Here is a 25,849-nt window from a genome sequence, read left to right as displayed (position 1 = left end):
GCGGCCCCCGGCGGCGAGGTGAGCCCGGCCGAGGAGCTTCGCCGGGTCGGCGGCTTCGTCGCCGCGGTCCGCGCGCGCCATCCCGACCTGGTGATCAGCGTCGACACCTGGCGGGCGGCGGTCGGCCGCGTGGTCGCCGGGGAGGGCGCCGACCTGCTCAACGATGCCTGGGGCGGGGTGGATCCGCAGCTCGCCGAGGTCGCCGCCGAGTTCGGCACCGGACTGGTGTGCACCCACGCCGGGCACCTGCCGCCCCGGACCCGGCCGCACCGGATGACCTACGACGACGTCGTCGCCGACATCGTCGCCACGACCGTGGGTCTCGCCGAACGCGCCGTGGCGCTGGGGGTACGCGCCGACGCGGTGCTCATCGACCCGGGCCACGACTTCGGCAAGAACAGCCGGCACTCGCTGGAGGCCACCCGGCGCCTGCCGGAGCTGGCGGCCACCGGGTGGCCGGTGCTGGTCGCCATGTCGAACAAGGACTTCGTCGGGGAGGCCCTGGACACCGGGGTCGACGAACGCCTGGAGGGAACCCTCGCCGCGACGGCGATCAGCGCCTGGCTCGGCGCCCGGGTCTTCCGCGCCCACCAGGTGGCCGCGACGCTGCGCACGCTGCGGATGACCGCGGCGATCCGCGGCGACGCCGACCTCGCCGTCGCCCGCCGCGGCGTCGCCTGACCCGCCCCCGCCGTCAGTCGCCCTCGATGATCTCCCGGTCGGTCGGCTGGGGCGGGGCGCCGGCGCCCGCGGGAACCACGCCCGCCGGCGCGGCGGCCTCCAGGTGGTCGAGGGCCTCGCCCACGCTGGTGGCCCAGATCAGGGTGTCGCGGGCGACGGCCCGGACGAACCCGCCCGCGACGAGGGAGTCGACGAGCAGCCGCAGGTGACCGAAGACCCCGCCGGGGTCGAGGACGACCACGGGCTTCGTGTGCAGACTCAGCACTCGGGCCACCCAGATCTCCAGCAACTCCTCCAGCGTGCCCAGCCCGCCGGGCAGCGCGAGGAAACCGTCGGCGCGGTCGTCCATCAGCGCCTTGCGCTCACGCATCGTGTCCGTGACGATCAGCTCATCCGCCTCGGTGTCGCTGACCTCCATCGCCACGAGGACGCGCGGGATCACCCCGATGGTGCGGGCGCCGCCGGCCCGCGCCGCCCGGGCCACCGCCCCCATGCACGACACGGAGCCACCGCCGGACACCAGGGTGTGGCCGCGCCGGGCGAGCTCCGCCCCGGTCCGGGTCGCCAGCTCCACGTGGGCGGCGTCGATGTCGGACGAGGACGCGCAGTAGACGCAGATGTTCACGGTTCGGGCACCTCCGGGCGGGGCGGCTCGGCGTGCCCGGCCGTCCCCCGCACGATGATGCGCACCGCCTCGTCGACATCGTCGGTGATGGACAGGATGTGCAGGTCCGATTCCTTGATCAGGCCGGCCGACAGGACGGTCGAACGCAGCCACTCCACCAGGCCCGACCAGTACTGCGACCCTATGAGGACCACCGGGAACCGGGTGACCTTCCCGGTCTGGACGAGGGTGAGCGCCTCGAACAGCTCGTCGAGCGTGCCGACCCCGCCGGGCAGGATCACGAACGCCTCGGCGTACTTGACGAACATCGTCTTGCGGACGAAGAAATACCGGAAGCTGACGCCCAGGTCGACCCAGTCGTTGAGCCGCTGTTCGAACGGCAGTTCGATGCCGAGGCCGACCGACAGCCCGCCCGCCTCCTGGGCGCCGCGGTTGACCGCCTCCATCNCCCCCGGCCCCCCGCCGGTGATGACGGCGAAGCCGGCCTCGGCGAGCCCGGCGCCGAGGCGCAGGCCCTGGGCGTAGATCGGGTCGTCCGGGGAGATGCGCGCCGAACCGAAGACCGTCACGGCCCGCGGCAGCTCCGCGAGCAGCCCGAAGCCCTCGACGAACTCGCTCTGGATGCGCATCACCCGCCACGGGTCGCCGTGGACGAAGCCCGACGGGCTGCGGGTGTCGAGCAGCCGCTGGTCGGTGGTGGACCGTTCGACCTGCCCGCGCCGGGCGACGACCGGCCCGCGGAACTGCTCCGGCGGCGGGTAGCGGCGCTCACGCCCCGCAGCGGGCCCTGCGGCGGGCCCCGCCGCAGGCCCGGTCGCGCGTGGCGCCTGCTCACCGCCGTGGGCGGGGGGCGACGCAGACTGCGGATCCGGGTTCGCGGGCGAGCTCACCACGCCCACCCTAGACGGCTGCACGGACGACCCACCGGTTGCGGTGCGCGGGAGGAGCGGGCGGAGCGGGCGGAACCGCGGCACGGGATCAACGTGTCGCACAAATGACAAAAACTGGCAAAGTTCCATTGGCTGTGGCCGCGGAAGAACGTCCTCCTTCTCGTTCCGACCGCGGGTGCCGTCGCCCGAAGCAGTGAACCGCGGAGCGGCACGATTCCTCCGCCCAATGTGTCCTCCGTCACTAAATTGCACCCCCCTTCGCCCAACCCGCAGACTCGGACAATCTGGCACCCTCCCCATTCTTCGCGACACTTCGTCGGCCGCGACGGCTGGAACTCAACCGACGGCGCACCCCCGGCTACCTCTCATTGAATCCGACTGTAGTGTCCATCTAACTTCGGGTAACCATTGGCCGAGCAACTTTACAGGGCGCACATTTCGCCGCATCTCCTTGACACCCCCGGCCGGCCAGGTTCTACTCGTACACATGGGGGAGAGACTTGCATGCAGTTCTTTGGGGGGAACCGGCACCATGCGCGGCCGCCCAGAGCAGAGCGATGCACCGATCGGGTGTCGGCGGTAAGGAGCCGAACCGGCGGAGATACAGCCCGGCCAGGTTCATCTTTCGCTGCACCGACAGGCATCAGGTCGGCTGACCTGTTCACTGTTGCGCCGTGCGGGCCCACCGCCGTGCGAGGTTTCCGTGGACCGGCATGTCCGGCCGTACATCACGGTGTTCTTGCTGGTTCACCGAGCTCGATGACGCCCGCATAACGGTCCGACGGCATTGGTCACCAGGCCGCCCGGCGCCATCGCCGCAGGCCCGGCGGGTGCGAGATAGCACGCTGTCGACCATCCGGTGCGGTGCCTTCATGGCCGCCCGTACCCCGATATGGCACGCCTCTTTGTTGCCCGTCCACACCATGCGCCCGCCGCCCCGGCAAGCCTTCGATCGTGGCGCAGCTGCCACAATGCATCCACCGCAGCGCAGGGGGAAACCGCGATGCCGCAAGCAGATACCATCGGACCACCGGAATCAAACGGTCCGGACCTCGAGAGCCTACGAGTGCGCCACCCTGCGCCACGCGTCCACCTACACCATTCCGGCCCACGCGTCTCCGTCATCATTCCGGCCATGAACGAGGCCAAAAACCTGCCGTGGCTGGCCCGTCGTATGCCCGCGGGTCTGCACGAAATCGTCCTGGTCGACGGCCGCTCCGTCGACGACACCGTCGCGGTCGCCCGCTCCCTGTGGCCGGGCCTGCGGGTGCTGACCCAGACCCGCCGAGGCAAGGGCAACGCTCTGGCCTGTGGATTCCATGCCGCCACCGGCGACCTCATCGTCATGATCGACGCCGACGGTTCGATGGATCCCGGCGAAATACCGTACTTCGTGGCTGCCCTGGAGGCCGGAGCCGACTACGTCAAGGGCAGCAGGTTCGTCGCCGGGGCCGGCTCCACCGACATCACCCGCCTGCGGGCCACCGGGAACCGCGTACTCAACCTGCTGACGAACTGGTCGCACGGCAGCCGGTACACCGACCTCTGCTACGGCTACAACGCCTTCTGGCGCAGAATCCTGCCGGTCCTCGGCCTCGACGACGGGCAGGCCACCGACTCCACCGACTCCACCGAGAGCGACCGCAAGCGCTGGGGCGACGGGTTCGAGATCGAAACCCTGATCAACATCCGCGCCCATGTCGCGGGGCTGCGGATCGCGGAGATCGCCTCCTTCGAATCGTCCCGGCTGCACGGGCGCAGCAACCTCAATGCCACCTCCGACGGCCTGCGCGTCCTGCGGACGATCGCCGTCGAGTACCGGGCGGCGCGTCGTCGCGGCTCGGTCCCGACGCCGACGCCAGTCCCGGTTCAGCCTTCGCAGGCTGCACCACCGGCGGCGACCCCGGTGGCCCCATCACCCACGATCGTCACCGAAGCCCCGGTCACGGCCTCGGCCGGCCGCCTGGCCGGCGAGGTTGACCTGCTCGTCGAGCGGCAACCCGCCGGCCCCGCACCCGCGCCCGCGGCGGTGGTGGTCGGAACCGCCGAAGCCGTGCCGGTTCAGCGGCCCGAGGGCGAGCGGTCACTGTCGAACTCCACCGTGCAGGCCGGAGGCTTGCCGGCCTGATGAGACAGCGGATGGTGACGCCCGGACCGACGGCCCCTGGGCGGGCATGGAGCCATGGGCGGGCATGGAGCCATGAGCGGGCATGGAGCGGCAGGGATGAGGATCCCGTGCCGGCGGCGGCCGGCGCGGGGACGGGATGCGGGTGGTGAAGCTACCCGCCCTGGGCGTTGATCGGCGGCTACGGCTTCCCGCCCTTGGTCGGGTTGCGTCCATCAGCGCCAGCCTGATCGCCACCCAGGCCGTGACGAGCCTGCTCGGATTCGTCTACTGGACCCTGGCCACGCGCGAGTTCAGCGTCGGCGCCGTCGGCCTCGCCGGCGCCGCGGTCTCGCTGATGATGCTGCTGGGCACCCTGGGCATGTTGGGCCTCGGCACCCTGCTCATCGCCGAGTTGCCCAGGGTCGGCGCGGCCCACCGCCAGCTGCTCCTGCGCACGACCCTCGCCGTCACCGCCGCCGCCAGCGCCCTGCTGGCACTGGTGGTCGCGGGGGGCGTCCACCTCATCCCGGCCCACAACCTGCGCCCGATCAGCTCGTCCCCGTGGACGACACTGGGTTTCGTCGCCGGTGTCGCGCTGACCGGTGTGACGCTCGTGCTCGACCAGGCCGTGCTGGCCCTCGGCAACGGCCGCCTCCAGCTCGAACGCAACGCGGTCGCCAGCACGGTGAAGATCGGCGCGCTCCTGGCGCTCGCGCACACGGGCCACGGCGGCGGTATGGCGATCTTCCTGTCGTGGACGATCGGCAACGTCGTCTCGCTGCCACTGATCGCCTGGCGCGCGGCACGCGACGCCCGCCGAACAGGCGACGCCCGCCGAACACGCGAGCCCGCCGTCGACTTCACCCTGCTGCGCGGGCTGGGCCGACAGGCCGCCAACCACCACCTGCTCAACCTGGTGCTGATGGCCCCCATGCAGCTCCTGTCCGTGATCGTGACGATCGCGATCTCGGCCGAGCACAACGGCTACTTCTCCATCGTCCAGCAGGTCTCCGGGTTCGTGTTCGTGCTGCCGTACAGCATCACCATCGGTCTGTTCGCGGCTGCGGCCGGCGATCAGGAGTCAATAGTCCGGCGGATGCGCATGACGATCCCGATCGGCCTGGCCGCGAGCCTCGCGGCCGACGCGGTGCTCCTGCCGGCCGGCGGTCTGGTCCTGGCCGTGTTCGGCCACTCGTATGCGACCGCCGGCGTCACCACCCTGCGAATCATCGTGCTTGCCGGCCTGCCGTTCGTCATCAAGGACCACTACGTGGCACTTCGTCGGGTGCAGGGACGCACCGGTCAGGCGGCGCTCATCTGTTCCGTCGGCGCGGTCGTCGAGCTCGCCGCGGCCGTCACCGGCGCCCGACTGGGAGGGACGGCCGGGTTGAGCGCGGCCTGGGTCGGCGCTCTGCTCATCGAGGCCGCCCTGCTCGTCCGGCCGCTGTGGGCCGCGCGCAAGGACCTGCCGCCCCTGCCCGCCGTCGAGCCGAACGACCGGGCCGTGCTCGTCCCCGATGCCCGAAGCGGCCGCTCCCCCGCCACCACCACCGCCACCGCCACGGGCGTGACGCCCGCGATCGCGGAGCCGGCTGTCGAGACCCTCGCCGGAGGCCTGACGTGACCGTCGTCGACCACCAGGCCCCAGGCGACGGCATCACCACCACAGACGGCATCACCACCACAGACGGCATCACCACCACAGACGGCATCCCCAGCGCAGACAGCGTCACCAGCGCAGACAGCGTCACCAGCGCAGACAGCGTCACCAGCGCAGACAGCGTCACCAGCGCAGACAGCGCCGGAACCGCGGAGGTCGTCGCCAGCGGTGCCACGGCCGTCGGCGTCGCCCTCCTGGAGGCGTCCGCGAGCGACCAGGCCGGGGCGATCCCGGCCCCGGGGGCCTCGGGCGAGGCGGCGCGCCGACGGCGTGACCTCACCGGGCCCGTCCTGCTGACGATGTCGTTGGGCCTGCTCCTCGTCGCCTACTGCGTCCAGCGGGGACGCGGCGGCGAGGACCAGGTGACGACCGAATCCCTGTACTGGGTGGCGCTGTCGATCATCTTCCTGCCGCCGACCGTACGCCTCCTGCACCCGCGCACGGGCGGGCGCGAACTGATCATCCTGTCCCTCGCCCTGCCGCTGGCCCTGCAGGTCAGTCGGACGGTTCTCTACCCGACCCGGTTCGTGTTCCACGACGAGCTCGTACACGAGAGCGTCCTGAACCACATCGCGCAGTACCGCCATCTGTTCACGCCGAACCCGCTGCTCCCGGTGACGCCCTACTACCCCGGCCTGGAGGTGGCCACCGACGGGGTGCGGGCGCTGACCGGGCTGCCCGCCCACACGGCGGCGGCGGTCGTGCTGGTCCTCGCCCGCGTCGTCCTGTCCGGCTCCTTCATCCTGATCGTCCGCCGGCTGACCGGTTCGACCCGGGCGGGCTGCCTCGCCAGCCTCGTCTACGTCTGCAACCCGCAGTTCGTCTTCTTCAACGGGCAGTTCTCCTACCAGACGATCGCGCTGCCACTGGCGGTCCTGGCCCTGTACCTCGTCCTGTCCCGAACCGGGGCGGAGACGGGGACGGGGACGGGAACGGGAACGCGGACGGCCGATCGGCTACGCCCGCTGATCCTGCCGCTGGCGGCGCTGAGCGCCGTGGCGTTCTCCCACCACCTCACGTCGATGCTGCTCGTCGCCGCCCTGTGGGGATGGCTCGGGATGACCCTGATCCTGGGCGGGCGAGGGCGCCGTGACGGCTCGGTGTTCGCGCTGACGGTCGTGGCCGGGATCGGCACGCTGATCGTGATCGGCGCGTCGCTGCGGCCGGGCAACACCCTCGGCAGCTACCTGCTGGGGATCTACCGGGGTTCGGCCGGGGACGTCGCCAAGCTCACCGAGGGGCAGCAGACCCACGAGCTCTTCCACGACTCCGGCGGGATCGTGACGCCGCGATGGCAGCAGTACGTGTCCTTCGGCTCGATCGTCGTCGTCATGGCGGCGCTCGTGCCCGCCGCGATCAAGGCGCGGGTGTGGGTGCGCCGGCGCGCGGCGCTGGCGGTCGTCCTGAGCCTCACCGCGCTGCTCTATCCGGTCATCCCGGCCGGGCACCTGACGGCGGCGACCTCCGAGGTCGGCGACCGGGCTTCCGGCTTCGCCTTCCTCGGCGTCGGCTTCGTCGTCGCCTGGCTGCTGGTCGACCCGCCACGTTGGGCCTCGACGTCGCGTTGGGCCTCGACGTCGCGTTGGGCCTCGGCGCCGCGTTGGGCCTCGGCGCCGCGTTGGGCCTCGGCGCCGCGTTGGGCCTCGATGTCACGTTGGGCCAAGGCGCCGCGTTGGGCCTCGGCGCCGCGTTGGGCCTCGGCGCCGCGTTGGGCCTCGATGTCACGTTGGGCCTCGGCGCCGCGCCTGCTGGTGTCCACCGCGGCGTTCCTGGTGGCGTTCGTCGGCGGGGAGATCATCGGTGCCGGCCCGGTGTGGCTGCGGGTGCCCGGCCCGTACCTGGTCTCGGCCGATCCGCGCAGCGTCGACGCGGCGAACCTGGCCGCCGCGCACTGGCTCGCCGACCATGTTCCGCCCGGCAGCCCGATCTACGCCGACCGGGTGTCGGGGCTGCTCGCCTCCGCCATCGGCCATCAGTACACCGTCCGGCACGTCGGCTCCGGGATCGACGCCTCCCCGGTGCTGCTCGGGACGACCTTCACCGCCGTCGACCGGCAGCTCATCCGCCACGCCGGGCTGGCGTACGTCGTCGTCGACCGACGCGACGCGACCGATCTGCCGCACGTGGGGGTCTACATCGAGTCGGGAGAGCTGGGCGGGGAGAGCCGGCAGGCGCCGGTCCCGATCTCCGCGCTCGACAAGTTCGCCACGGTGAACGGAGCCCGTCGTGTGTACGACAACGGATCCATCGTCATCTACGACGTGCGAGCCCTCCGTGCCTCCTGAGACGGCCGCGAGCGCGGCAACAGCCACAGGCCCGGCAACAGCCACAGGCCCGGTGACGGCCGGGGCCCGCCACCCGCGGCCCGCGTTCGTGGCCCGCTTGGCGCTCCTGGTCGCGGCGGTGACGGCGGTGCTCGTCCCCGCCCCCACCGCGCTCACCGCCCCGCTGGCCGCGGTCGCGGTGGTGGCCACCGTCGAGCCGATCGTGCGGACCCGCCGGGTCGGCCACCTCGACGCGCTGGTCGTCGGCACCGGGTCCGTCCTGATCTCGCTGATGGCCCTGGGCCTGCTCCTCAACTACCTGCCCGGCGGGATCACCGAGCGCTCGTGGGGGATCGCCGCCGGGCTGGCCGGGCTGGCCGCGCTGCTCGGCAGCGAGCTTCATCACCGCTTCGGTGCGGCCAGGACCGGGGCCGCAGCCAGGACCGCGGCCAAGACCAGGACCGCGACCGGGACCGGGGCTGCGGCTGCGGCTGCGGCCGGGTGGCGGGCGGTGCGGGAGTCGGTCCGGGCCGGTGGGCGGGCGCTGACCCCGCGGCGGCTGCTGGGCGCGAGCTGGTTCGTCGCGGCGGCCCTCGTCGTGACGGTCGCGCTCACGATGTCCGTGCGGGCCACCCAGCGGGCCGAACAGCCGCCGCTGTCGCTGGCGGTAGCCGCGCCCGCCTCCGGGCAGGCGGCGGCGCCGGGCACGGCGGTGATCGCCGTGTCCGCGACGCGGCCCGCCGGCCCCTACCGGTTGTTCGTCGACGCCGGGCAGGGATCCGTGCTCCTGCGCCCGTCGTTGGCGGTGACCAGCGGGCAGACGTACGTGACCGTGCCGGCGCCGGACGGGCGGCGGGTCGTGGTGACCCTCACCGGCCTGGCCGACGACCACGTCCTGCGCAGCCTCGTCCTCGGGGCGCGCCAGGCAGATCCGGCGCGGCCCGCGCCGGGGACGGAGCCATCCCGATGAGCGACAGCCGGCGCCCCCTGCGGGTGCTCCAGGTCACCGCGCGCTACCTGCCCGACCTCGGGGGCACCGAGACCCACGTGCACGAGGTCGGGCGCCGCCTCGGCCGGCGCGACGACCTCGATCTCACCGTGCTGACGACCGACCGGACCGGCCGGCGCCCGCGCGTGCAGCGGGCCGAGGGCTTCGACGTGCTGCGCCGCCAGGCCTGGCCGCGCGGCAGCGACTACCACCTCGCGCCGGGGCTGGTGAACGTGATCCGCCGCGGCGGCTGGGATCTGGTGCACCTGCAGGGCATCCACACCGCGGTGCCGATCCTCGGCATGCTCGCCGCGCGGCGAGCCGGCATCCCCTACGTCGTCACCTTCCACACCGGTGGGCACTCCTCCGGGGCCCGGACGTCGATGCGGTCGGCGCAGTGGAAGGCGCTGAGCCCGCTGCTGCGGGACGCGCGCCGGCTGATCGGCGTGAGCCGGTTCGAGCGGGATCTGTTCCAGGGGGCGACCGGGATCTCCCCCGACCGGTTCACGGTCATCCGCAACGGCGGTGGCCTGCCCACCGCTCCCGCCGAGGTGCGTCCCATCGCCGGGCGGATCGTCTCCTCCGGACGGCTGGAGCGATACAAGGGCCACCACCGGGTGATCGAGGCCCTCGCGGCCGCGCGGCGCCGCCAGCCCGAGGCGCACCTGGTGATCCTCGGTGCCGGGCCGTTCGAGGCGGATCTGCGTGCGCTCGCCGACCGGTTGGGCGTCGGCCGGTCGGTGACCATTCGGGCCGTCCCCCCCGGGGACCGGGACGCGATGGCCCGGGAGCTCGCCAGCGCGACGGTCGTCGCGGCGCTGTCGGACTACGAGGCCCACCCGGTCGGGGTGATGGAGGCCCTCGCGCTGGGTGTGCCGGTCGTCGGCTACGACGTGGCCGGCACCGGGGATCTCGTCGCCGACGGCCTGGTCACCGGGCTGGCGCCGGAAACACCGGCCGAGCGGGTCGCCGACGCGCTGCTCGCCGCGGCGCGGACGCGGCGGACGGCCGCCGTCGACCTGCCGACCTGGGAGAGCTGCGCCGACGAGCTCGCCACCGTCTACCGCACGGTCGTCGACGAAGTCGACCAAGAGGAGGAAGAGGCGAAGAAGGCGGGGAAGGGGGAGCGCAAGAGGGCCGGTGAGCGGCCGGCCCGGGTGGTGCACGTCATCACCGCGCTCACGACCGGTGGGGCGGAACGCCAGGTCCAGCACCTCGTCGAGCGCGGCAGCGCCGAGTCCACGGTGATCTGCCTCTACGGCGGCGGTCTCGTCGCCGACGACCTGGTCGCCGCCGGCCACCGGGTCCACGTCCTCGGGATGGCCGGCTGGCGGCGTTTCGCCGCCCCCCTCCGGCTGGCGCGGATGCTGCGCCGGTTGCGCCCCGATGTCGTCCACACGCACCTGCTTGCCGCCCAGTTCTGGGGGCTGCCCGCCGCGCGACTCGCCGGCGTGCCGGTCATCGTCTCGACCGAGCACTCGCTGATGCCGATGACCATGGAGGGCCGCCCCACCACCCGGCGGCTGCGGCTGCTCTACTACCTGCTGGTCCAGCTCGCGCAGCACTCCGTCGCCGTCTCCGCGGCGACAGCCCGCCGGATGGTCTCCTGGGGGATCAACCCGGCCCGGATGAGCGTGATCCTCAACGGGACCGACATCGACGCCATGGCCTTCTCGGCCGGCGACCGGGCGGCGGTGCGCGCGGAGCTCGGCGTCGCGCAGGACGTGCGCCTCGTCGGGGCCGTCGGCCGCCTCGCCCCGGTCAAGCGGTTCGACGTGCTCATCGACGCGCTCGCGCCACTGCTGTCGACGGGGGACACGAGGCTCCTCGTCGTCGGCGTGGGGCCCCAGGAGGGCGCGCTGCGCCGCCGCTGCGCCGAGCACGGGATCAGCGACGCCGTCCACTTCCTCGGCGCGCGTTCCGACGTGGCGCGGGTGCTCAGCGCGCTCGACGTGTTCGTCAGCCCGTCCCGCGACGAGACGTTCGGCCTCGCCATTCTGGAGGCCCTGGCCAACGGGCTGCCGACGGTCTACGGCGAGTGCCCGGGTCTCGAGGGGCTCCCCAAGCCGCTGGCGACGGCGATCAAGCTACCCGCCGAACTCGACGGGAACGCCGAGCGGGCGGCCCTGGCCGAGGCGGTCGACGCCGTGCTCGACACCGGCCTGCGCGCCGATCACCCGCCGGCCGACCTGCGGGCGCACTGCGGGGTCGAGGGTTTCGTCGGCGCGGTCGAGGCCCTCTACCGAAGCCTGTCCGCCGGCCGACGGACCACCTTCGGCCTCGCCACGACACCCGCCACGACGCCCGCCCCAGCGCCGACCGTCCCAGCGCCGACCGTCCCGCCACCGGCCGCGCAGCGGCCCCGATCCCGAGCTTTGCTGGAGGACAGTTGACCCCAGGTAGGTGGCGCCGGGCCGGATCGCTCGGGGTCACGCTGATCATCGTGGGCGGTCTGCTGGCCGGCTGCTCCTGGTTCGGACACTCCGGCGGGTCCGCCACGTCCACCCACCGGCCCGGGCCCGAGCGACCGGAGCTGGCCGACCAGTTCGTGACCCGCTCCGGCGCCCAGCTGAAACTGGGCGGGCAGCCGTTCCGCTTCATCGGGTTCAACTACTTCGACGCCGCGGCCACGGACCGTTACACCTGCGCCTGGTGGCCGCGGGTGAGCGACGCGGACCTCGACCGGGACTTCCGCTTCCTGCACGAGCAGGCCGGCGCCACCGTCGTGCGCTTCTGGGCCTTCCAGACCTACACCCAGGGCGGGACGGACTTCTCCGGGGTGGACCGCGTGATCCGTGCCGCCCGGGCCAACGGGATGCGGGTCATGCCCGTCCTCGAAAACGAGTGGGGGGACTGCACGACGGCCGCCACCCGCACCGACAGCAAGGCCGCCTACCAGGGGGACACCTGGTTCGGACAGGGCTACCGGGTGCCCTTCGGCAACGCGACGCTGTCCTACCGGGACTACGTGAGCCGGATCGTCACGCACTACCGCGACGAGCCGACGATCCTCGGCTGGACGATGATGAACGAGGCCGAGACCAGCGCCCGCGACGACCAGAACCGCCCGGCACTCGTGGGCTTCGCCGGCGACATCGCCGGCGTGATCAAGTCCGCCGACCCGCGCCATCTCGTCAGCGTCGGCTCCCAGAGCAACGGGGCTCCGGGGGCGAGCGGACCGGACTTCGCCGCGGTCTACGGCCTGGCGAACATCGACTTCACCGAGGTCCACGACTGGTCGGCCTGGGGCTCGGACACCGAGGCGCTGCCCGGCAGCGCCAAGGACGGGTCGCTGCCGGCCACGGCCTCACCGCAGTGCGCGCCGGTGCGGGGCGCCCCCCTCGCCTGCTCCTTCGCCGCCGCGCAGCAGCTCGGCAAACCGCTGATCGTCGGCGAGGCGGGCATCGCCGCCGGTGACGCCGCCGGCCGCGAGCGCCGGGCCGACCTGCTGGCGGCGAAGGTCCGCGCCGCGTTCCGCAACGGGGCGTCCGGCTACCTCATCTGGCAGTTCAACCACGTCGTCGACACCGAACGGTACGACGTGCTGCCCTCCGACAACGATCCGCTCTTCGCCGTCCTGCGACGGCTCTCGGACAACCCGCCGAGCTGACCCTCGGCCGCCCACGATCGGGAAGGCGACCGTGACGCACCCACCAGACACAGCACCGGCCGACACGACACCGGCCAGCACGACACCGGCCGACGACGAGCGGGCCACGCAGCCCATCACCCTGCCGCCATCCACACGGCCGGGGACCGGCCCGACATCGGTGATCATCTGCGCCTACTCCGAGGAACGCTGGCACGACCTGCTGGCCGCGGTCGACAGCGTCCGCGGCCAGGGGCGTCCGCCGGAGGAACTCATCGTGGTCATCGACCACAACGAGGCCCTGCTCACCCGGGCCCGCGACGCCTTCGGCGGGACGGCCCGGGTGCTGGCGAACACGGGCCGGCGCGGCCTGTCGGGTGCCCGCAACACGGGCGTCGCGGCGGCCACGGGCGCCGTCCTGGTCTTCCTCGACGACGACGCCCGCGGGGAGCCGGACTGGCTGGAGCGGCTACTCGAGCCCTACGCCGATCCGCGCGTGCAGGGCGTCGGCGGCGCGGCGGTGCCGATGTGGCCCACGCCCGGTCGGCCGGCATGGTTTCCCGCCGAGTTCGACTGGGTGGTCGGCTGTACCCACACCGGGCTGCCCGCCGTCGCCGCGCCGGTGCGTAACCCGGTCGGCGCGGCGATGTCGTTCCGCCGCGGGGCGTTCGAGCTCGTCGGCGGCTTCACCGAGGGCGTCGGCCGGGTCGGTGCCCGCCCGCTGGGCTGCGAGGAGACCGAGTTCGGCATCCGGCTGCGGCAGGCCGACCCGGGCGCCCTCGTCATCCACCAGCCGAGCGCCGTCGTACGCCACCGGGTCACCCCGCCGCGGGCCCGGCCCGGCTACTTCTGGCGCCGCTGCTACGCCGAGGGGATCTCGAAGGCGACGATCTCGCGAACGGTCGGGCGGGATTCGGCACTCGCCGTCGAACGCGACTACGTCCGCCGGACCCTGCCGGCCGCGGTCCGCCGCTACCTGGGCCTGCGCGGTCGGCGCCGGGCCGCGGTGGCGGTGGTCCTCGGGCTCACCGCCACGACGGCGGGCTACCTGCGCGGCAGCGCGAGCTCCCTGGTCACCCGCTCCCCGCGCCCGCCCCGGTAGGCGGTTACCCGCTCCGTGCGGCGTCCCACGTCCCCGTCCCCCCGTCCCCGTCCCGTCCCGCGTCCCCGTTCCGGATGTCCCCTCGCCCGTCCCCCTGAGAGCACCGCTGCCGGCCGGCCCCCGACGGCCTCCCCGACCCCTCTGGCGCGCCCGTCTGGCGCACCCCTCTGGCGAACGGAGAACTCCAGTGTTGACAGCGCGGCCGCATCAGGGGCAGGAGGTCGACGACGCCCCGCCCCGCCCCGCCGCGCCGGCCGTCCCGGTGCCTCGCCAGTCGTCGGCGAAGCCCGACGCCGGCACCGACCCCATCGGCACGGTCACGGGGGCCATCGCCACCGACACCGCCCACGCCGCCGACACCGCCCACGCCACCGAGAACGGCAGCGCCACCAGGACCGGCAGCGCCACCAGGACCGGCAGCGCCACCGACACCGCCCACGCCACCGAGAACGGCAGCGCCACCGATGACGGCGGGGTGAGCCCGGGTCTCCTGCGCCTGATCGCCGATCGGCACGGCCGGGGCGCGCTGCGGGTCGGGGTGGTCACCGCGGCGGCCCTGGTGGCCTGCGCCGGCACCCTGGACCGACTCTGGCCGGCCGGCCGGGACCAGGCCGGCGCGGCCTTCCACCTCGCCGTGCTGCCCGCAGGTGCGGCGCTGCTGCTCCTGCGCGGCCGGCCGGCACCCGGCGAGCCCGACATCCACGACCGTCAGGTCGACTACCTGGTGGGGCTGCCGCTGCTGGGCGTCGCGGTGTTCGTGCTGACCGCGATGCCGGCCCGGCTCGGCACTCGGTTCTGGACCACGCACGCCGACCTGCTGCTCCTGCCGCCCCTGATGGCCGCGGCCGTCGCCCTGGTGTTCGGCACCCGCGCGATGTGGCGGCTGCGCGCCCCGCTGCTGCTGCTGACCGCCGCCCTCGCGCCGCTGCCGGAGGCGGCTGCCCGGTGGCCGGCCCGCCCGGTCGCCGCCGCCCTGCGGCCCCTGGTCCGCCCGCTCGCCGGACCCACGCTCACCGGACCCACGCTGACCGGACCGGCGCTCACCGGCGCCCTGACCGGGGCGGCGGGGGTGAGCGCCGCTCTCGCGCTCGCCCTGCTGCTGGGCTGTTCGGCCCGCCGGCCGGCCCGGGCGTTTCGGCGGGGGGTGATGGTGCTGGCGCTCTGGGCGACGCTGGCGGTCGGGCGGATCGCCGTCGCCGTTCTCGCCGCGCGGGCGGGCGCGCCGGGCGCCGCCCGCGCCGTCCTCGGAGTGGGCGGGGATCTGGCCGTCCTCGCGCTGCTGTTCGGGGTGCTCGCCGTCGCCGGTGCGCCCCGGGCCGCGCGCTGCGCCCGCGCCGGTGCCTCCCGGCCGGTGCGGCGGGCGGCGGTGGCCCACTCCCGGTGGGCGCTCGTCGTCGTCGTGGCGTCCGCGGTGACCCTCGCGGCCCTCGGCGCGCTGCTTCCCCCGGCGCTGGCGGGAGCGGTATGAGCGCCCCCGGTCCGTACGCGGCGGCGCGCCGCACGCTGTCGACCGGCCAGCGGGTCGGGCTGGCGGCCGTCGGGGTGCTGCTGGTGGCCGGGGTGACGCTGGCGACGACCCCCACGCTGATCGCCGTGGTGGCGGTGCTCAGCGCCGCCTACGTCGCCGCGTTCGCCGAACGCCTCCTGCTGCTGCACCGGGCCATCCACGATCCGGGCCTGATCGTGGTCGATCCCGACGACGCGCGCGCCTGCCCCGACGCCGACCTGCCGCTCTACACCGTGCTGGTCCCCGCCTACCAGGAGCCGGAGGTGTTGCCGCACCTGCTCGCCGCGATCGGACGGCTGGAGTACCCGGCGGACCGGCTCGAGGTGCTGCTGCTGCTGGAGGAGGACGACGAGGCGACATACGCGGCGGCGCGGGCCGCGGCCTCCCCGCCGTACCTGCGGGTGGTCCGGGTGCCCTACTCGGAGCCGCGCACCAAGCCGAAGGCCTGCAACATCGGGCTCGAGATCGCCCGCGGCGACTTCGTCACCATCTTCGACGCGGAGGACCGGCCCGAACCGTTGCAGCTGCGCCGCGCCGTCGCCGCGTTCCGCCGGCTGCCGCCGAGCGTGGCCTGCCTGCAGGCGAAGCTCGGCTTCTTCAACCACAAGCAGAACATCCTCACCCAGTGGTTCACCGCCGAGTACGCGATGTGGTTCGAGCACATGCTGCCGGGACTCGTCCGCCAGGATGCCCCGGTGCCCCTGGGCGGCACCTCCAACCACTTCCGGACCGAGGTGCTGCGGGAGCTCGGCGGCTGGGACCCGTTCAACGTGACCGAGGACGCCGATCTCGGGGTGCGGCTCTACCGCCGCGGCTACCGCACGCTCATCCTCGACTCGGTCACCCTGGAGGAGGCCAACAGCGACGCCATCAACTGGCTCAAGCAGCGTTCCCGCTGGTACAAGGGCTACCTGCAGACCTGGCTGGTGCACTCCCGCCAGCCGTTGCGTCGCTGCCGGGAGATGGGGCTCGTCACCTACCTGCGGTTCAACCTGTTCGTCGGCGGAACCCCGCTGCTCGCGATCATCAACCCGATTTTCTGGGCGCTGACGCTGATGTGGTTCGTCGGCCGGGTCGGCTTCGTACACGCCCTCTTCCCGGCCTGGCTGCTCTACGCCAGCCTGGTGTGCCTCGTCGCCGGCAACTTCACCTTCGTCTACGTCAACGTGCTCGCGGCCCGCGCCACCGGGCTGCCCGGGCTGGTGTTCCGGTCGGTGCTGTCGCTCGCCTACTGGGTGCTGATGTCGCTGGCCGCGGCCAAGGCGATGGTCCAGCTCGTGCTCGCGCCAAGCTTCTGGGAGAAGACGACCCACGGCCTCGGTGCCACCCCACTGCCCCCACCGTCCGATCCCCTCTCCGATGACGTCGTTCCCGCCGCCGCCGTCGCCACCGCCACCGCCGCCACCGCCGCTGTCGCTGCCGCCGTGGAAGGGCCGACGATCGACCGTCCGGTGGCCGCCGCCCCCTCCGCCGCCGGCACGCCGATCGCCCTGGAGACCGGCAGTGTCCACGCTTGACGCGGGGCCGGTACCCGAGGTTGCCGAGGCCCCGCCCAGCGGTGGTCCCGCGACTGCGCCGACCCCGCAGATCCCGTCGACCCCGCAGATCCCGCCAACCCCGCAGATCCCGCCGCACCTGCCGCGGCCGCCGGGCGGGCGGGCCCATCCCGGGGACGACCGCGAGGAGCGTCGCCGCCGGTCTCCCGCGGTTGCGCGGCTCGCGCCGCCGTGGCGCCGGCCCGCGCCCTGGGTCCTCGCCGCCCTGGCCGCCGGCTATGTCGCCGTCGGGGCGTGGCTGGGGCTGGGCCGGGGCGCCGCCCTGCCCGAGGCGCTGCGGCTGACGACGCGGGCCTACCTCCCGCTGTTCGGCGACGGTGGACAGCTGGGCTGGCTCGCCGTCGGCTGGGCGCCGCTGCCCGCGGCGGTGCAGGTGCCACTGATGCCGCTGGCCTGGTGGTGGCATCCGTTCGCGGCCGGCGGGCTCGGCGCCACCGCGCAGTCGGCGCTGTTCACCGCCGGCGCCGTGCGGCAGCTGCACCGCACGGCCGGCGAGCTGGGCGCCGGGCGGCGGGTCGCGGCGGCCGTGGCGGCGCTGTTCGCCCTGCACCCGGCCGTCGTCTACGCCGGGGCGAACGGCACGGCGGAGGCGTCGTTGCTGTTCTTCCTGCTGCTCGCGACCCGCCATCTGCTGCGCTGGGGCCGCGGTGGGTCGGCGAACCGGCTCGCCGCGGCAGGCGTGGCACTGGCCGGCGCCGGACTGTGCGGGCTGCCGGCGCTCGGCGCGGGTGTGACCGCCACCGCGGCGGTGGCGACGGTGGCGTATCGGGGCGCCGACGGCCCGGTGGCGGCCCGCCGCGCGGTCGCCTGCGCCGACGCGCTGGTCGTCGCCCTGCCACTGCTGTTCACCACGACGGTCCGGCTGCTGATCGGAACGTTGGTGGCCGGGTCGTGGGAGCGGATGGTCGCGATCGGCACGAACCCGAACCTGCTGCCCGCGGGCGCGGAGGGTGCGTCGGGCGTCGGCGCCGCGACGCGGATCGCCCGGCTCGCCGCCCAGTCGGCGGTGCTGGAACCGTTCGCCGCCGCCCTGCTGATCGTCGCCGCGGTCGTCGCCGTCCGGCGGCGCGCCGCGGCGAGCGCGGCGGCCCTGACCATCCTCGCCGGCGGCTACGGCACGGCGGTCGCGGTGGCGGCGATCGGCCCAGGCGGGCCCTGGTCGCTGGGGTCCTCCGCCCTGCTCGTTCCCCTCGCCATCCTCGCCGCCACCGGCCTGGCCACGGCCGGCGGCGCCCACCCGCCCGGCGGCGCCCACCCGCCCGTCCGCCCGGCCGCTCACCCGATCGGCGGCGCGCGCCCGGCCGTCCGCCCGTCGGCTCGCCCGGTGGCGCCCCGGTACCGCCGCGGGGTCGCCGTCGCCGTGATGCTCGCCGCGGCCCTGCCCGCGGGCGCGGCCGGCCTGCTCCAGCGCGCCGTCGCCCCCGACGAGGCGCACACCCTCACCGCCGTGTTCACCCTCGACCGGGCCGACGGCGCCGAGCGGCAGCGGCGCCACCGCTACGACACCGACCGCGGCCTCGCCCGCTGGTTGGACGCCCAGCACCTGCCCCCGCGGACGGTGCTGCTGGACACCGAGACCGGCTTCGAGGTCGTGCTGGCGTCGCGCAACCCCCGCCAGTTCGCCGTCCCCGCCGGCCATGGCTTCGACGAGCTCGCCCACGAACCGGCCCGGCGAGGCGTGCGCTACGTCGTGGCCCGACCCCGGGAGGATCCGCTGCCCGCCGACCGCGTCAACCAGGCGTACCCGACCATCGCCCGCGACGCGAGGCTGCGGCTGGTCCGGGTGGAGCCCACCGCCGGGGACCTGCCCGCCTGGCGCGTCTACGCGGTGCGCTGATGCGCGCCACGCCCCGCGCCGCCCGCCCAGGCTCGTCCCCCCAGCACCGGCTCTGGCGCCAGCCCCAGTTCTGGCGCCAGAGCCGGCCCGAACGGCGCCCGAGCTCCGGTCGCCTCCGCCGGATGGCGCTGGCCGTGGTCGGCGCGGCGCTCGTGCTCGGCGCCGTCGCCACCGGCTGCGCGGGCGGCGGGCATGCCACCGCCGGCCGGCAGGGTTCCGCCGGTCCGGCACGGGCGGGGTCGGCGGGCGATCCCGCCGACGCGTTCGTGACGGTCGCCGGGGGCCGCCTGGAGCTGGCCGGCAAGCCGTGGCGTTTCACCGGGATCAACGTGTGGAACGCGAACACCCCCGCGGACGACAGCCGCTACGGCTGCGGGGAACCGGTGGACCTCGAGGAGGTCGCGCCCGCCCTCGGCAACGGGGTGCAGGTGGTGCGCACCTGGTTCTTCCAGCGCCTGGCCACCAGCCTCGACGGCCGACGGGACTGGTCGACGTTCGACCGCACGATCGCCGCGGCGAAAAGCCGCGGCCTGCGCATCGTCGCGACCCTGGGCAACCAGTGGCCGCAGTGCGAGGGCTTCCCCACCTACCAGGCCGGCTACAAGACGCAGCGGTGGTACCAGACCGGCTACCGTTCCGCGCCGCCGCCCGGCCAGCCCGACAGCTACCGCGCGTGGGTGCGGGAGGCCGTCACCCGCTACCGCGACGAGCCGGCGATCGCGATGTGGCAGCTGATGAACGAGGCCGAGGACGCGACGGCCTACCACGGCCCGTGCGCCCCGAACGCCGCCGCGACACTGCACTCGTTCGTCCAGGACATGGTCACCCTGGTGAAGAGCGTCGACCCCCACCACCTGGTCAGCGTCGGCACGGTCGGCGCCGGCCAGTGTGGCGCCGCCGCCGACGAGTACGCGACCCTGCACGCGATCGACGGCGTCGACGTCCTCGAGTACCACGACTACAGCCCCGCCCCCGTTCCCGGCGACCGGTGGAACGGACTGGCCGAACGGCTGCGCCAGTCCGCGGCGCTGCACAAGCCGCTCATCGTCGGGGAGATGGGCGTCGCCCCGCGGGAGGCCGGCGGGATCCCGGGGCGGGCCGCCCTCGTCGACCGCAAGATCGGCGCCCAGTTGCAGGCCGGCGTCGCCGGCGTCCTGCTGTGGACGTGGCGCGGCAACGACTCCGGCGACGGCTACGACATCCTGCCCGGCGACCCGGTCCTCGGCGTCCTCGCCCGGGCGCTCGACCCCGCCCCTCGCTCGGGAAGCGCCCCCGCGAGCTGACAGTGCTTGCGGGATGCTTCGTCGAGTGCGGTGGTCAGCAGCTGCGTTGCAGTGTTAGCCGTGGGGCCTCTGACCGGCGAGGCGTCGGTGGAGGGGCATGGCAGGGCCCGCCTCCTCATCGAGCTCCTCCGGCGGCGGGAGGCGGGCGGATTCGAGATCGGGGGCGCCGTCGCCATGCCGCCATAGGCCACGCGCCGGTCGGGGTCGTCGAGACGCACCTCTCATCCGCCGATCGCCCCTGCTCGCACGCACCGAGCACCTTGGCGGAACCCGGCCGGCTACGGCGCCAGGGCAGTCAGCAACTACGCTGCCAGACCATGGCCTTGACCATGGCACCCCACTGGTAGGCGATGAGGTAAGGCCATTCCCGCCACGGCGGATTGACCACGGTGACGAGGATCCCCTCGTGGTAGCACCGCCCGATCCGCAATCGCGCCCGGGTGTCCTGCGACCGCTCCACAACGAAGATGACCTTCTTCCAGCCATACTGCTGCGCGAGCCGGCCGGCCTCCTGAGCCTCCCCCTGCGTCGTCGCCGGATCGGGTTGGAAGCAAATTAGCTTGGCCCGAGACACCTCGCCGACCGGGCAGCCTCGACCCCCTGGGGTCGACACAACGAGGACGGGTGCGTATCCCTCTTCCGTCAGCGTGACCGCCCGACTCAGGCGATCTCCAGGACCACCCAACATAAAGATCGCGTCCACACTTCTAGGCCGGTCCACTCGAGGGAAGAGAATAATCTCAGCGGTCAGAACCAAAAAAGAAGCAGTCAACAAAACGCAGATCTTCACAAAAGCTTTTCGCGTCAAGATAGTCGGCGGACTCAATCAAATATCCAGGCGCGGCAGCATAATCTCACCCTTCCGTCACATGCTTATAGATACTATATACCGCACCGAGTCACACAACGCCCCGAAGTAGCGCCCACTAAAGTGGTATACAGGGATCGGTCGTCTGCCGATGTACCACAGCGTGGCTCCGAGACGGAAAACGGCACCACATGATCCTTGTCAAGAACTAAGTAGAATCCACTGACGCGGTGTGCGGGGAGTGATGATCTGACAACTCGCCAGAGCGGGCCGAGAGCTTGCGCCAAGTACCCAGCCTCGTCCGACGTACCAGCTGCAGTTCGGTCAGAAAGTCCAGAGGGTCGACCCAGGAAGGCCGATACATCCGAGTAGGAGGAAGCCGCCCTACCGGAATGGCTGACCCCCAAGGCGGGTCTGCCGGGAGTTCCGAAACCTTCACGTGATCATGCCCCTCCCCGCCGGCGCACCACAGCCCACCACACCCGGCCCTGGCTGTCCTCCCGGCTCCACCAACCGAACCAAGTACACCGCTACGCCGCCGGAGAAACCATCAAACGGGACAGGCCCATCACCGCCCACCGGCAACACACAGGTCACAGTCAAGCTAAGACCCACCCAATCTCTCAACGACCGCTAAACCACTTCCCGGGTAGCCGATGGGCGCCAGCAGAGCAGGCCCAACAAGCCGAAGAGCGCGAAAGCATTAGGATTCGACTCCCAATATTCAAACCCAGAACTGGAGACAACAAATGCTACAAGAGCGGCCGCAGCCCCTAGATTCCGTTCACGCAGCGCCATCAAGATCGGCAGAGCTAAGAACATAAGAAGAGTAGCTAGCCCGGGGACACCTATGCTAATAAGCAACTGTAGCGGCGAACTCTCGATAAGGTATTTGTATCCCAGGTTAGAGACAATCTTCCCGGAAGTTCCCGCACCCGATCCGAGGTCACCATACAGTGAAGCAACTTGCGGTGCTAGGGTATAGACGGACTCGCGATAGATTGAAGACTGCCGGGCTTCGGTCGAATCACTTCGGTTTGCCAAGAGCGGGAATCTGCTAATCAGATAGGCTCCAAGGCTAACCCCGCTTAACACAAGTAGCTTAACCCCAGGCCGACTTCTACCACCGAGTACCAGGGGCACCATCCCAAGAGCGATCCCAACTGCAGCCGCCACAATGCACGACCGTGACACCGTACAAAGAAGCCCGGCCGAAGACGCAACGCACGCCGATAGGGGAAGCCACCTTGTCTGACGCGGCTCCTCGACAGCCGCAAAGAAAGAGAAGGTTGAGGCCGCAGCCAGAAAAGTCCCGTCAATCAGCGGGTGACTAAAGGTGGCCTGCGAGCGATACACGCTCCAATGCTGAACGCTAGAGATAGCAGTCCGCGCATAGAATCCGGAGAACGGGTTGAAATGAAGGATTTGCTCCGCACAGCTCCCGATACCAATAGTCAGACCGAGGACTAAAAACGTCCTTCTTAGAAGGAGATACGTATGCCGACCGATTCTTCGCCCTGCCCAAATGGGGGCCACCGCCCCCAGAACAAGACCGAAGGACCAGCGGATACTGGAGTTCGGTGAGACTGAATACACCGTTCGAAACAGTAGCCAGGCTAGTAGGCAGCAGCTAGCCAAGGCCCACAGCAAGTCGAGTCTGTTTGGTTCCGGTCGAGCCCTATACCCAGTGAGTGCCCACCAGCCAAGCAGTATAACTGCGGGAGGGAATACCTGCATTAAATGAGGCAGATAGGAAGTCAGGGGAGAAACAGTCGAGAAGAGAACAAGTGCTATACTGGGGAACGTCCAGCCGAACTCACGGTATTCTTTCGAATCGACAACCTTGGCGCTAAGCGGCACCCAGGTCCGGGAGGGCGCGCTGGCTACCATAGGAGATTCAACATTAGATGAAACTGGTCAATTTCCAGTAGATAAGCTTTAGAAGCTCTGTCACTCGTCAGCAAAGCGACAGGAACCGCTGGCATGATAACCGTACTGCACGTCTGCGAGGGAAACATATGCCGATCGCCCTTCGCAGAGATAGTCAGTAGTGACATACTGTCCTCACAGGTTCCGGGAGGTACGGAGACCTTCTACATACATAGCGCCGGGACACGTGCGGTTGTAGGGGGGAAGTTGCATTCTGTCGCAGAGGTAGAACTTGAGCGCCGTGGAGTTCTATCCGGAGACTTCCGAGCCAGGCAGATCAGCAGCAAAATGGTCACAGAGTCTCACCTCGTCCTTACAGCAACTACTCATATTCGAGACGATCTCCTAACGGCAGCGCCGTGGAAACTCGGCCGCATATTCACTTGGCTCGAGCTGGCCTGGCTAGCTGAAGGACTCGATTGGAACGACATACCCGGTCGCTCCGCGGCAGAGCGTGTGATAGCAATGCCGGCAGTCGCCGAGCGCGGTCGTGGCTATCTCTCTCCCCGACCGTCCGCCAGCTTCGACATAAGGGATCCACTTCGGATGTCAAAACGCGCAGCAGGCAGGGAGTTCAGGAAGATGGAAACCGCTCTGGAGACGGTTTTCGCTCTATTATAGTCGTAGCGAGATCGAGTCCGTCGTCATGTCGAACGACATCATACGCGGGTCTGCGAGTTGTTTGATGTGCAGACACAGAATCCGGTATAGAGTCGTACCCATATACCCTCTCCGACTTCGTAACTCGATTCGCGATAACGCCCAAGATATTGACCCCAGCTGCTCGAAGTGTTTGCGACGCAGATGCCAGCTGCTCGGATCGCACCTTCTTCATCTGCGCAACCAGCAATACCCCCCCGGTGACCCGGCCGATAAGCGCTGCATCGGTCACCGGCAAAAGCGGCGGTGAGTCGAACACCACCACGAACCCCGAATTGACCAGTTCTCCGACAATCTCTGCAAACTGCGTAGAACTCAGAAGCTCGCTCGGGTTCGGCGGAATCGGACCAGAAGGGAGAAGGTATAGGGGAATATCATCCCGCCACTGCCGAAGCGCTCTAGAGATTGGCACATTCCCCACTAGCACGCTGGTGAGCCCGACACTTCCGGGTAGCGAAAAAGCCTCAGCGAGACGAGGTCTACGGAGGTCGCCGTCAACAAGTACTACACGCTCACCAGCCCTTGCCATCATAATAGCAAGATTCCCCGCGATTAGGCTCTTCCCTTCGGACGCTAGAGCAGAGGTAATCACGAAGCTCGAAAGTTTTCGATCAATCGAGAGAAAGCCAATGTTAGTACGCAGTCGACGCAACTCCTCGGCTATCGATCCAGAGAGTTGATCGACCGCGGGCGCCCGCTCATTAATTCGACGGTCATTCGCCAGGGCGCCAATCACTGGAGCTCTTACAATGCGGGATACCTCCGCCTCGGTGCGGACCCTTCGATCAACACGATACCGCACCACGGCCGTGCCCACTCCAAGGGCAAGCCCTACTAGAACACCGAGGAGGAGGTCTACCTTCTTCCGAGGTGATGACGGTGCGGCCGGAAGCGAAGCGCTTCGCGTAACAGATACCTTCNCCGGCGAGATCTGACCGCCGTTAGGCGTTTCAATACGGCCCACGACCGCAGGAAACTGAGCTCCAATAGCATTGGCGATCTCTTGAGCACCTCTCGGGGATCGGTCAGTAACGCTAACATCTATCAGTACCGTATCCACAGGGGTTGAAGCATTTACAGAGCCAGCAAGTTGCTCTGCTGTCTGGTCTAGGCGCAGTTGGTTCACCACTGCCTGCATAACATCGGGGCTGTTAATAATACGGACGTACGATTTCACACGTTCGACCGAAAAGTTCGATGCCTCATAAAGCTGAGTCGCACTCGCGCCTTCGCTACTGGTAGCGACAAACAGCTGAATTTTGGCAGTATAGATTGGTGACTGCACCGAGACATAGAGGCCAGTAGTCACACTACACATAGCAAACACGCCGAGAGCTACCAGCCAGTGCGCTCGGACTGCGCGTAGGTAGAACATCAACGCCATACGGTTGGCCGCCCCCCATTTTAGCCCATACTTAGCTGTACCGATCGTAGCAAACGCCGGGACCACAGGCTTCCGACGCTCACCAGAATTGCGCTCAAGACCGCACCTAGAGCGGCGACTTCCAACTGGCAGGGCTAGGCATGGTCACCACCGTCAAGTGGTTCAGCTACCCCGACATCAGAAGACGCATCGCCATCGAAGCCCGCAGCCCCCGACGATCACCTTTCTGGACATCTTCTCAATGTCCGCGGATCCGACTTCTGAATCTGCGAGAGGTCCTCTGTGACTATACCCCTAACAAATATAGATCAGTTCTGACATGCACCGAGCCTTCCCTCCAGCGGTCCGCCATTCTCGGCGGCGGTCACGGACCGTGATAGCCGCGGTGGCGCGGAAGGCGCAGCGTAGGACTCGATAAGAACTTCGTCCTTCCGCAGATCAGTATCCAAGGCCCTGTGTGCATGGGTGCTGCACACCCACCAAGCTGCCTTTAATTGAGCAGCACCACCTCGTGGCTAACCGTTCTCCTGCTCGTGGAGCGCGAGCTAATCGGCATCCGGACGGGAATCTTCGCGGTCAGATGCCGGGCACAGGACGCGCTTGTTCAGCGCGGTTCAGCGAGGAAACTCGGGTAAAGCATCTGCGCGAAGGCAAACCTGATCAGCAGCTCCCCGGGCTATCAGACCTGCACAAGTGCATCCGAGTGCTTGCCTGGCAGGCCCCTAAGCTGCGCCCTGCAGCAGCGGGCTTCGGCTACGTTATCGTCGACGGCACAGGCGTCGAGATCAACCGGAGCCGCGCCCCCGGCAGGACGACGGGCGTGAATCTCTTGTTCGTTCGCCAGGGCTCGCAACCATGGCAGCAACATCCAGATCGTCTCCGCCGCCACGGAAGCTGGCCACTCTGGGTCCCCGACGTCCGTCCCGGTAGGGAACGCAACACCACCGCACTGCACCTCCGGCGCCCTGCCGATTAGATC

General features: G+C 70.7%; 17 protein-coding genes and 2 pseudogenes. 13 read left to right on the top strand and 6 right to left on the bottom strand.

The genetic code is table 11. The annotated features are described in order from the left end of the window. On the top strand, positions 1–681 hold a 681-nt coding region (folP, locus tag FF36_RS03390; RefSeq protein WP_242422264.1), incomplete at its 5' end, for a dihydropteroate synthase. 13 nt (positions 682–694) lie between these two features. On the opposite strand, the gene FF36_RS03385 is transcribed toward folP, so the two are convergent. From FF36_RS03385 to FF36_RS41405, 3 genes and pseudogenes are all read right to left on the bottom strand, one after another. Then, complete coding sequence (locus FF36_RS03385; protein WP_044883462.1) at positions 695–1,306, bottom strand: LOG family protein; 612 nt, start codon at positions 1,304–1,306, stop codon at positions 695–697. Further along, positions 1,303–1,753: pseudogene (locus FF36_RS03380) on the bottom strand (LOG family protein); the annotation flags it as partial. The pseudogene FF36_RS03380 and the gene FF36_RS03385, both read right to left, overlap by 4 nt. Position 1,754: 1 nt before the next feature. After that, positions 1,755–1,935, bottom strand: a pseudogene (locus FF36_RS41405) (LOG family protein); the annotation flags it as partial. Positions 1,936–3,262: 1,327 nt separating this feature from the next. Here FF36_RS41405 and FF36_RS03375 point away from each other — a divergent pair. From FF36_RS03375 to FF36_RS03320, 11 genes are all read left to right on the top strand, one after another. After that, complete coding sequence (locus FF36_RS03375; RefSeq protein ID WP_255354319.1) at positions 3,263–4,324, top strand: glycosyltransferase family 2 protein; 1,062 nt, start codon at positions 3,263–3,265, stop codon at positions 4,322–4,324. Between the two features lie 145 nt (positions 4,325–4,469). Further along, positions 4,470–5,927, top strand: coding sequence for a lipopolysaccharide biosynthesis protein (locus FF36_RS03370; RefSeq protein WP_157871699.1), 1,458 nt, complete (start codon positions 4,470–4,472; stop codon positions 5,925–5,927). After that, positions 5,924–8,248, top strand: coding sequence for a hypothetical protein (locus FF36_RS03365; protein ID WP_044883460.1), 2,325 nt, complete (start codon positions 5,924–5,926; stop codon positions 8,246–8,248). Before FF36_RS03370 ends, FF36_RS03365 begins: the two co-directional genes overlap by 4 nt. Before the next feature lie 97 nt (positions 8,249–8,345). Then, positions 8,346–9,197 carry a hypothetical protein gene (locus FF36_RS33965; protein ID WP_128423255.1) on the top strand — a complete coding sequence of 284 codons (852 nt, stop codon included), beginning with the start codon at positions 8,346–8,348 and terminating at the stop codon, positions 9,195–9,197. Beyond that, positions 9,194–11,608 carry a glycosyltransferase family 4 protein gene (locus FF36_RS31370; protein ID WP_052680927.1) on the top strand — a complete coding sequence of 805 codons (2,415 nt, stop codon included), beginning with the start codon at positions 9,194–9,196 and terminating at the stop codon, positions 11,606–11,608. The genes FF36_RS33965 and FF36_RS31370 overlap by 4 nt, the downstream gene beginning before the upstream one ends. Next, positions 11,605–12,825 (top strand): cellulase family glycosylhydrolase, encoded by a 1,221-nt coding sequence (locus tag FF36_RS03345; RefSeq protein WP_157871698.1) that lies wholly within the window; start codon positions 11,605–11,607, stop codon positions 12,823–12,825. The genes FF36_RS31370 and FF36_RS03345 overlap by 4 nt, the downstream gene beginning before the upstream one ends. A gap of 31 nt (positions 12,826–12,856) precedes the next feature. Then, positions 12,857–13,906: a glycosyltransferase family 2 protein gene (locus FF36_RS03340; RefSeq protein WP_242418165.1), complete on the top strand. Its 1,050-nt coding sequence runs from the start codon at positions 12,857–12,859 to the stop codon at positions 13,904–13,906. 187 nt (positions 13,907–14,093) lie between these two features. Then, complete coding sequence (locus FF36_RS03335; protein WP_044883457.1) at positions 14,094–15,374, top strand: hypothetical protein; 1,281 nt, start codon at positions 14,094–14,096, stop codon at positions 15,372–15,374. Next, positions 15,371–16,930, top strand: a complete 1,560-nt coding sequence (locus FF36_RS03330; protein ID WP_052680926.1) for a glycosyltransferase — start codon at positions 15,371–15,373, stop codon at positions 16,928–16,930. Before FF36_RS03335 ends, FF36_RS03330 begins: the two co-directional genes overlap by 4 nt. Continuing rightward, on the top strand, positions 16,917–18,806 hold the full coding sequence (locus tag FF36_RS03325) for a hypothetical protein (RefSeq protein ID WP_044883456.1): 1,890 nt from the start codon (positions 16,917–16,919) through the stop codon (positions 18,804–18,806). The genes FF36_RS03330 and FF36_RS03325 overlap by 14 nt, the downstream gene beginning before the upstream one ends. Continuing rightward, a complete protein-coding gene (locus FF36_RS03320) occupies positions 18,806–20,089 on the top strand; it encodes a cellulase family glycosylhydrolase (protein ID WP_082121638.1) in 1,284 nt (427 codons plus the stop codon). Before FF36_RS03325 ends, FF36_RS03320 begins: the two co-directional genes overlap by 1 nt. A gap of 295 nt (positions 20,090–20,384) precedes the next feature. Here FF36_RS03320 and FF36_RS36950 read toward each other — a convergent pair whose 3' ends face one another. Beyond that, complete coding sequence (locus FF36_RS36950; RefSeq protein ID WP_242422263.1) at positions 20,385–20,663, bottom strand: hypothetical protein; 279 nt, start codon at positions 20,661–20,663, stop codon at positions 20,385–20,387. Between the two features lie 2,217 nt (positions 20,664–22,880). Between FF36_RS36950 and FF36_RS40645 the strand changes: the two genes are divergently transcribed. Further along, on the top strand, positions 22,881–23,447 hold the full coding sequence (locus FF36_RS40645; RefSeq protein WP_082121636.1) for an arsenate reductase/protein-tyrosine-phosphatase family protein: 567 nt from the start codon (positions 22,881–22,883) through the stop codon (positions 23,445–23,447). Here FF36_RS40645 and FF36_RS40640 read toward each other — a convergent pair. Next, positions 23,401–24,222 (bottom strand): CpsD/CapB family tyrosine-protein kinase, encoded by an 822-nt coding sequence (locus FF36_RS40640; RefSeq protein ID WP_422615069.1) that lies wholly within the window; start codon positions 24,220–24,222, stop codon positions 23,401–23,403. The two genes, FF36_RS40645 and FF36_RS40640, sit on opposite strands and share 47 nt — an antisense overlap. 185 nt (positions 24,223–24,407) lie before the next feature. Continuing rightward, positions 24,408–24,861, bottom strand: a 454-nt coding sequence (locus FF36_RS40635) for a YveK family protein (RefSeq protein ID WP_422615068.1), incomplete at its 3' end; no start/stop codon positions are given. Positions 24,862–25,849 lie beyond the last annotated feature (988 nt).

It is taken from the genome of Frankia torreyi (assembly GCF_000948395.1).
In the GTDB taxonomy this organism is placed as follows: domain Bacteria; phylum Actinomycetota; class Actinomycetes; order Frankiales; family Frankiaceae; genus Frankia; species Frankia torreyi.
This window is presented reverse-complemented; position numbering and strand designations above follow the sequence as displayed.

What these genes read in the sequence shown, in the direction of transcription:
- FF36_RS31370 (WP_052680927.1), top strand. Translation starts at nt 9,194, where the DNA reads ATGAGCGACAGCCGGCGCCCCCTGCGGGTGCTCCAGGTCACCGCGCGC.
- FF36_RS03330 (WP_052680926.1), top strand. Translation starts at nt 15,371, where the DNA reads ATGAGCGCCCCCGGTCCGTACGCGGCGGCGCGCCGCACGCTGTCGACC.
- FF36_RS03320 (WP_082121638.1), top strand. Translation starts at nt 18,806, where the DNA reads ATGCGCGCCACGCCCCGCGCCGCCCGCCCAGGCTCGTCCCCCCAGCAC.
- FF36_RS40645 (WP_082121636.1), top strand. Translation starts at nt 22,881, where the DNA reads ATGATAACCGTACTGCACGTCTGCGAGGGAAACATATGCCGATCGCCC.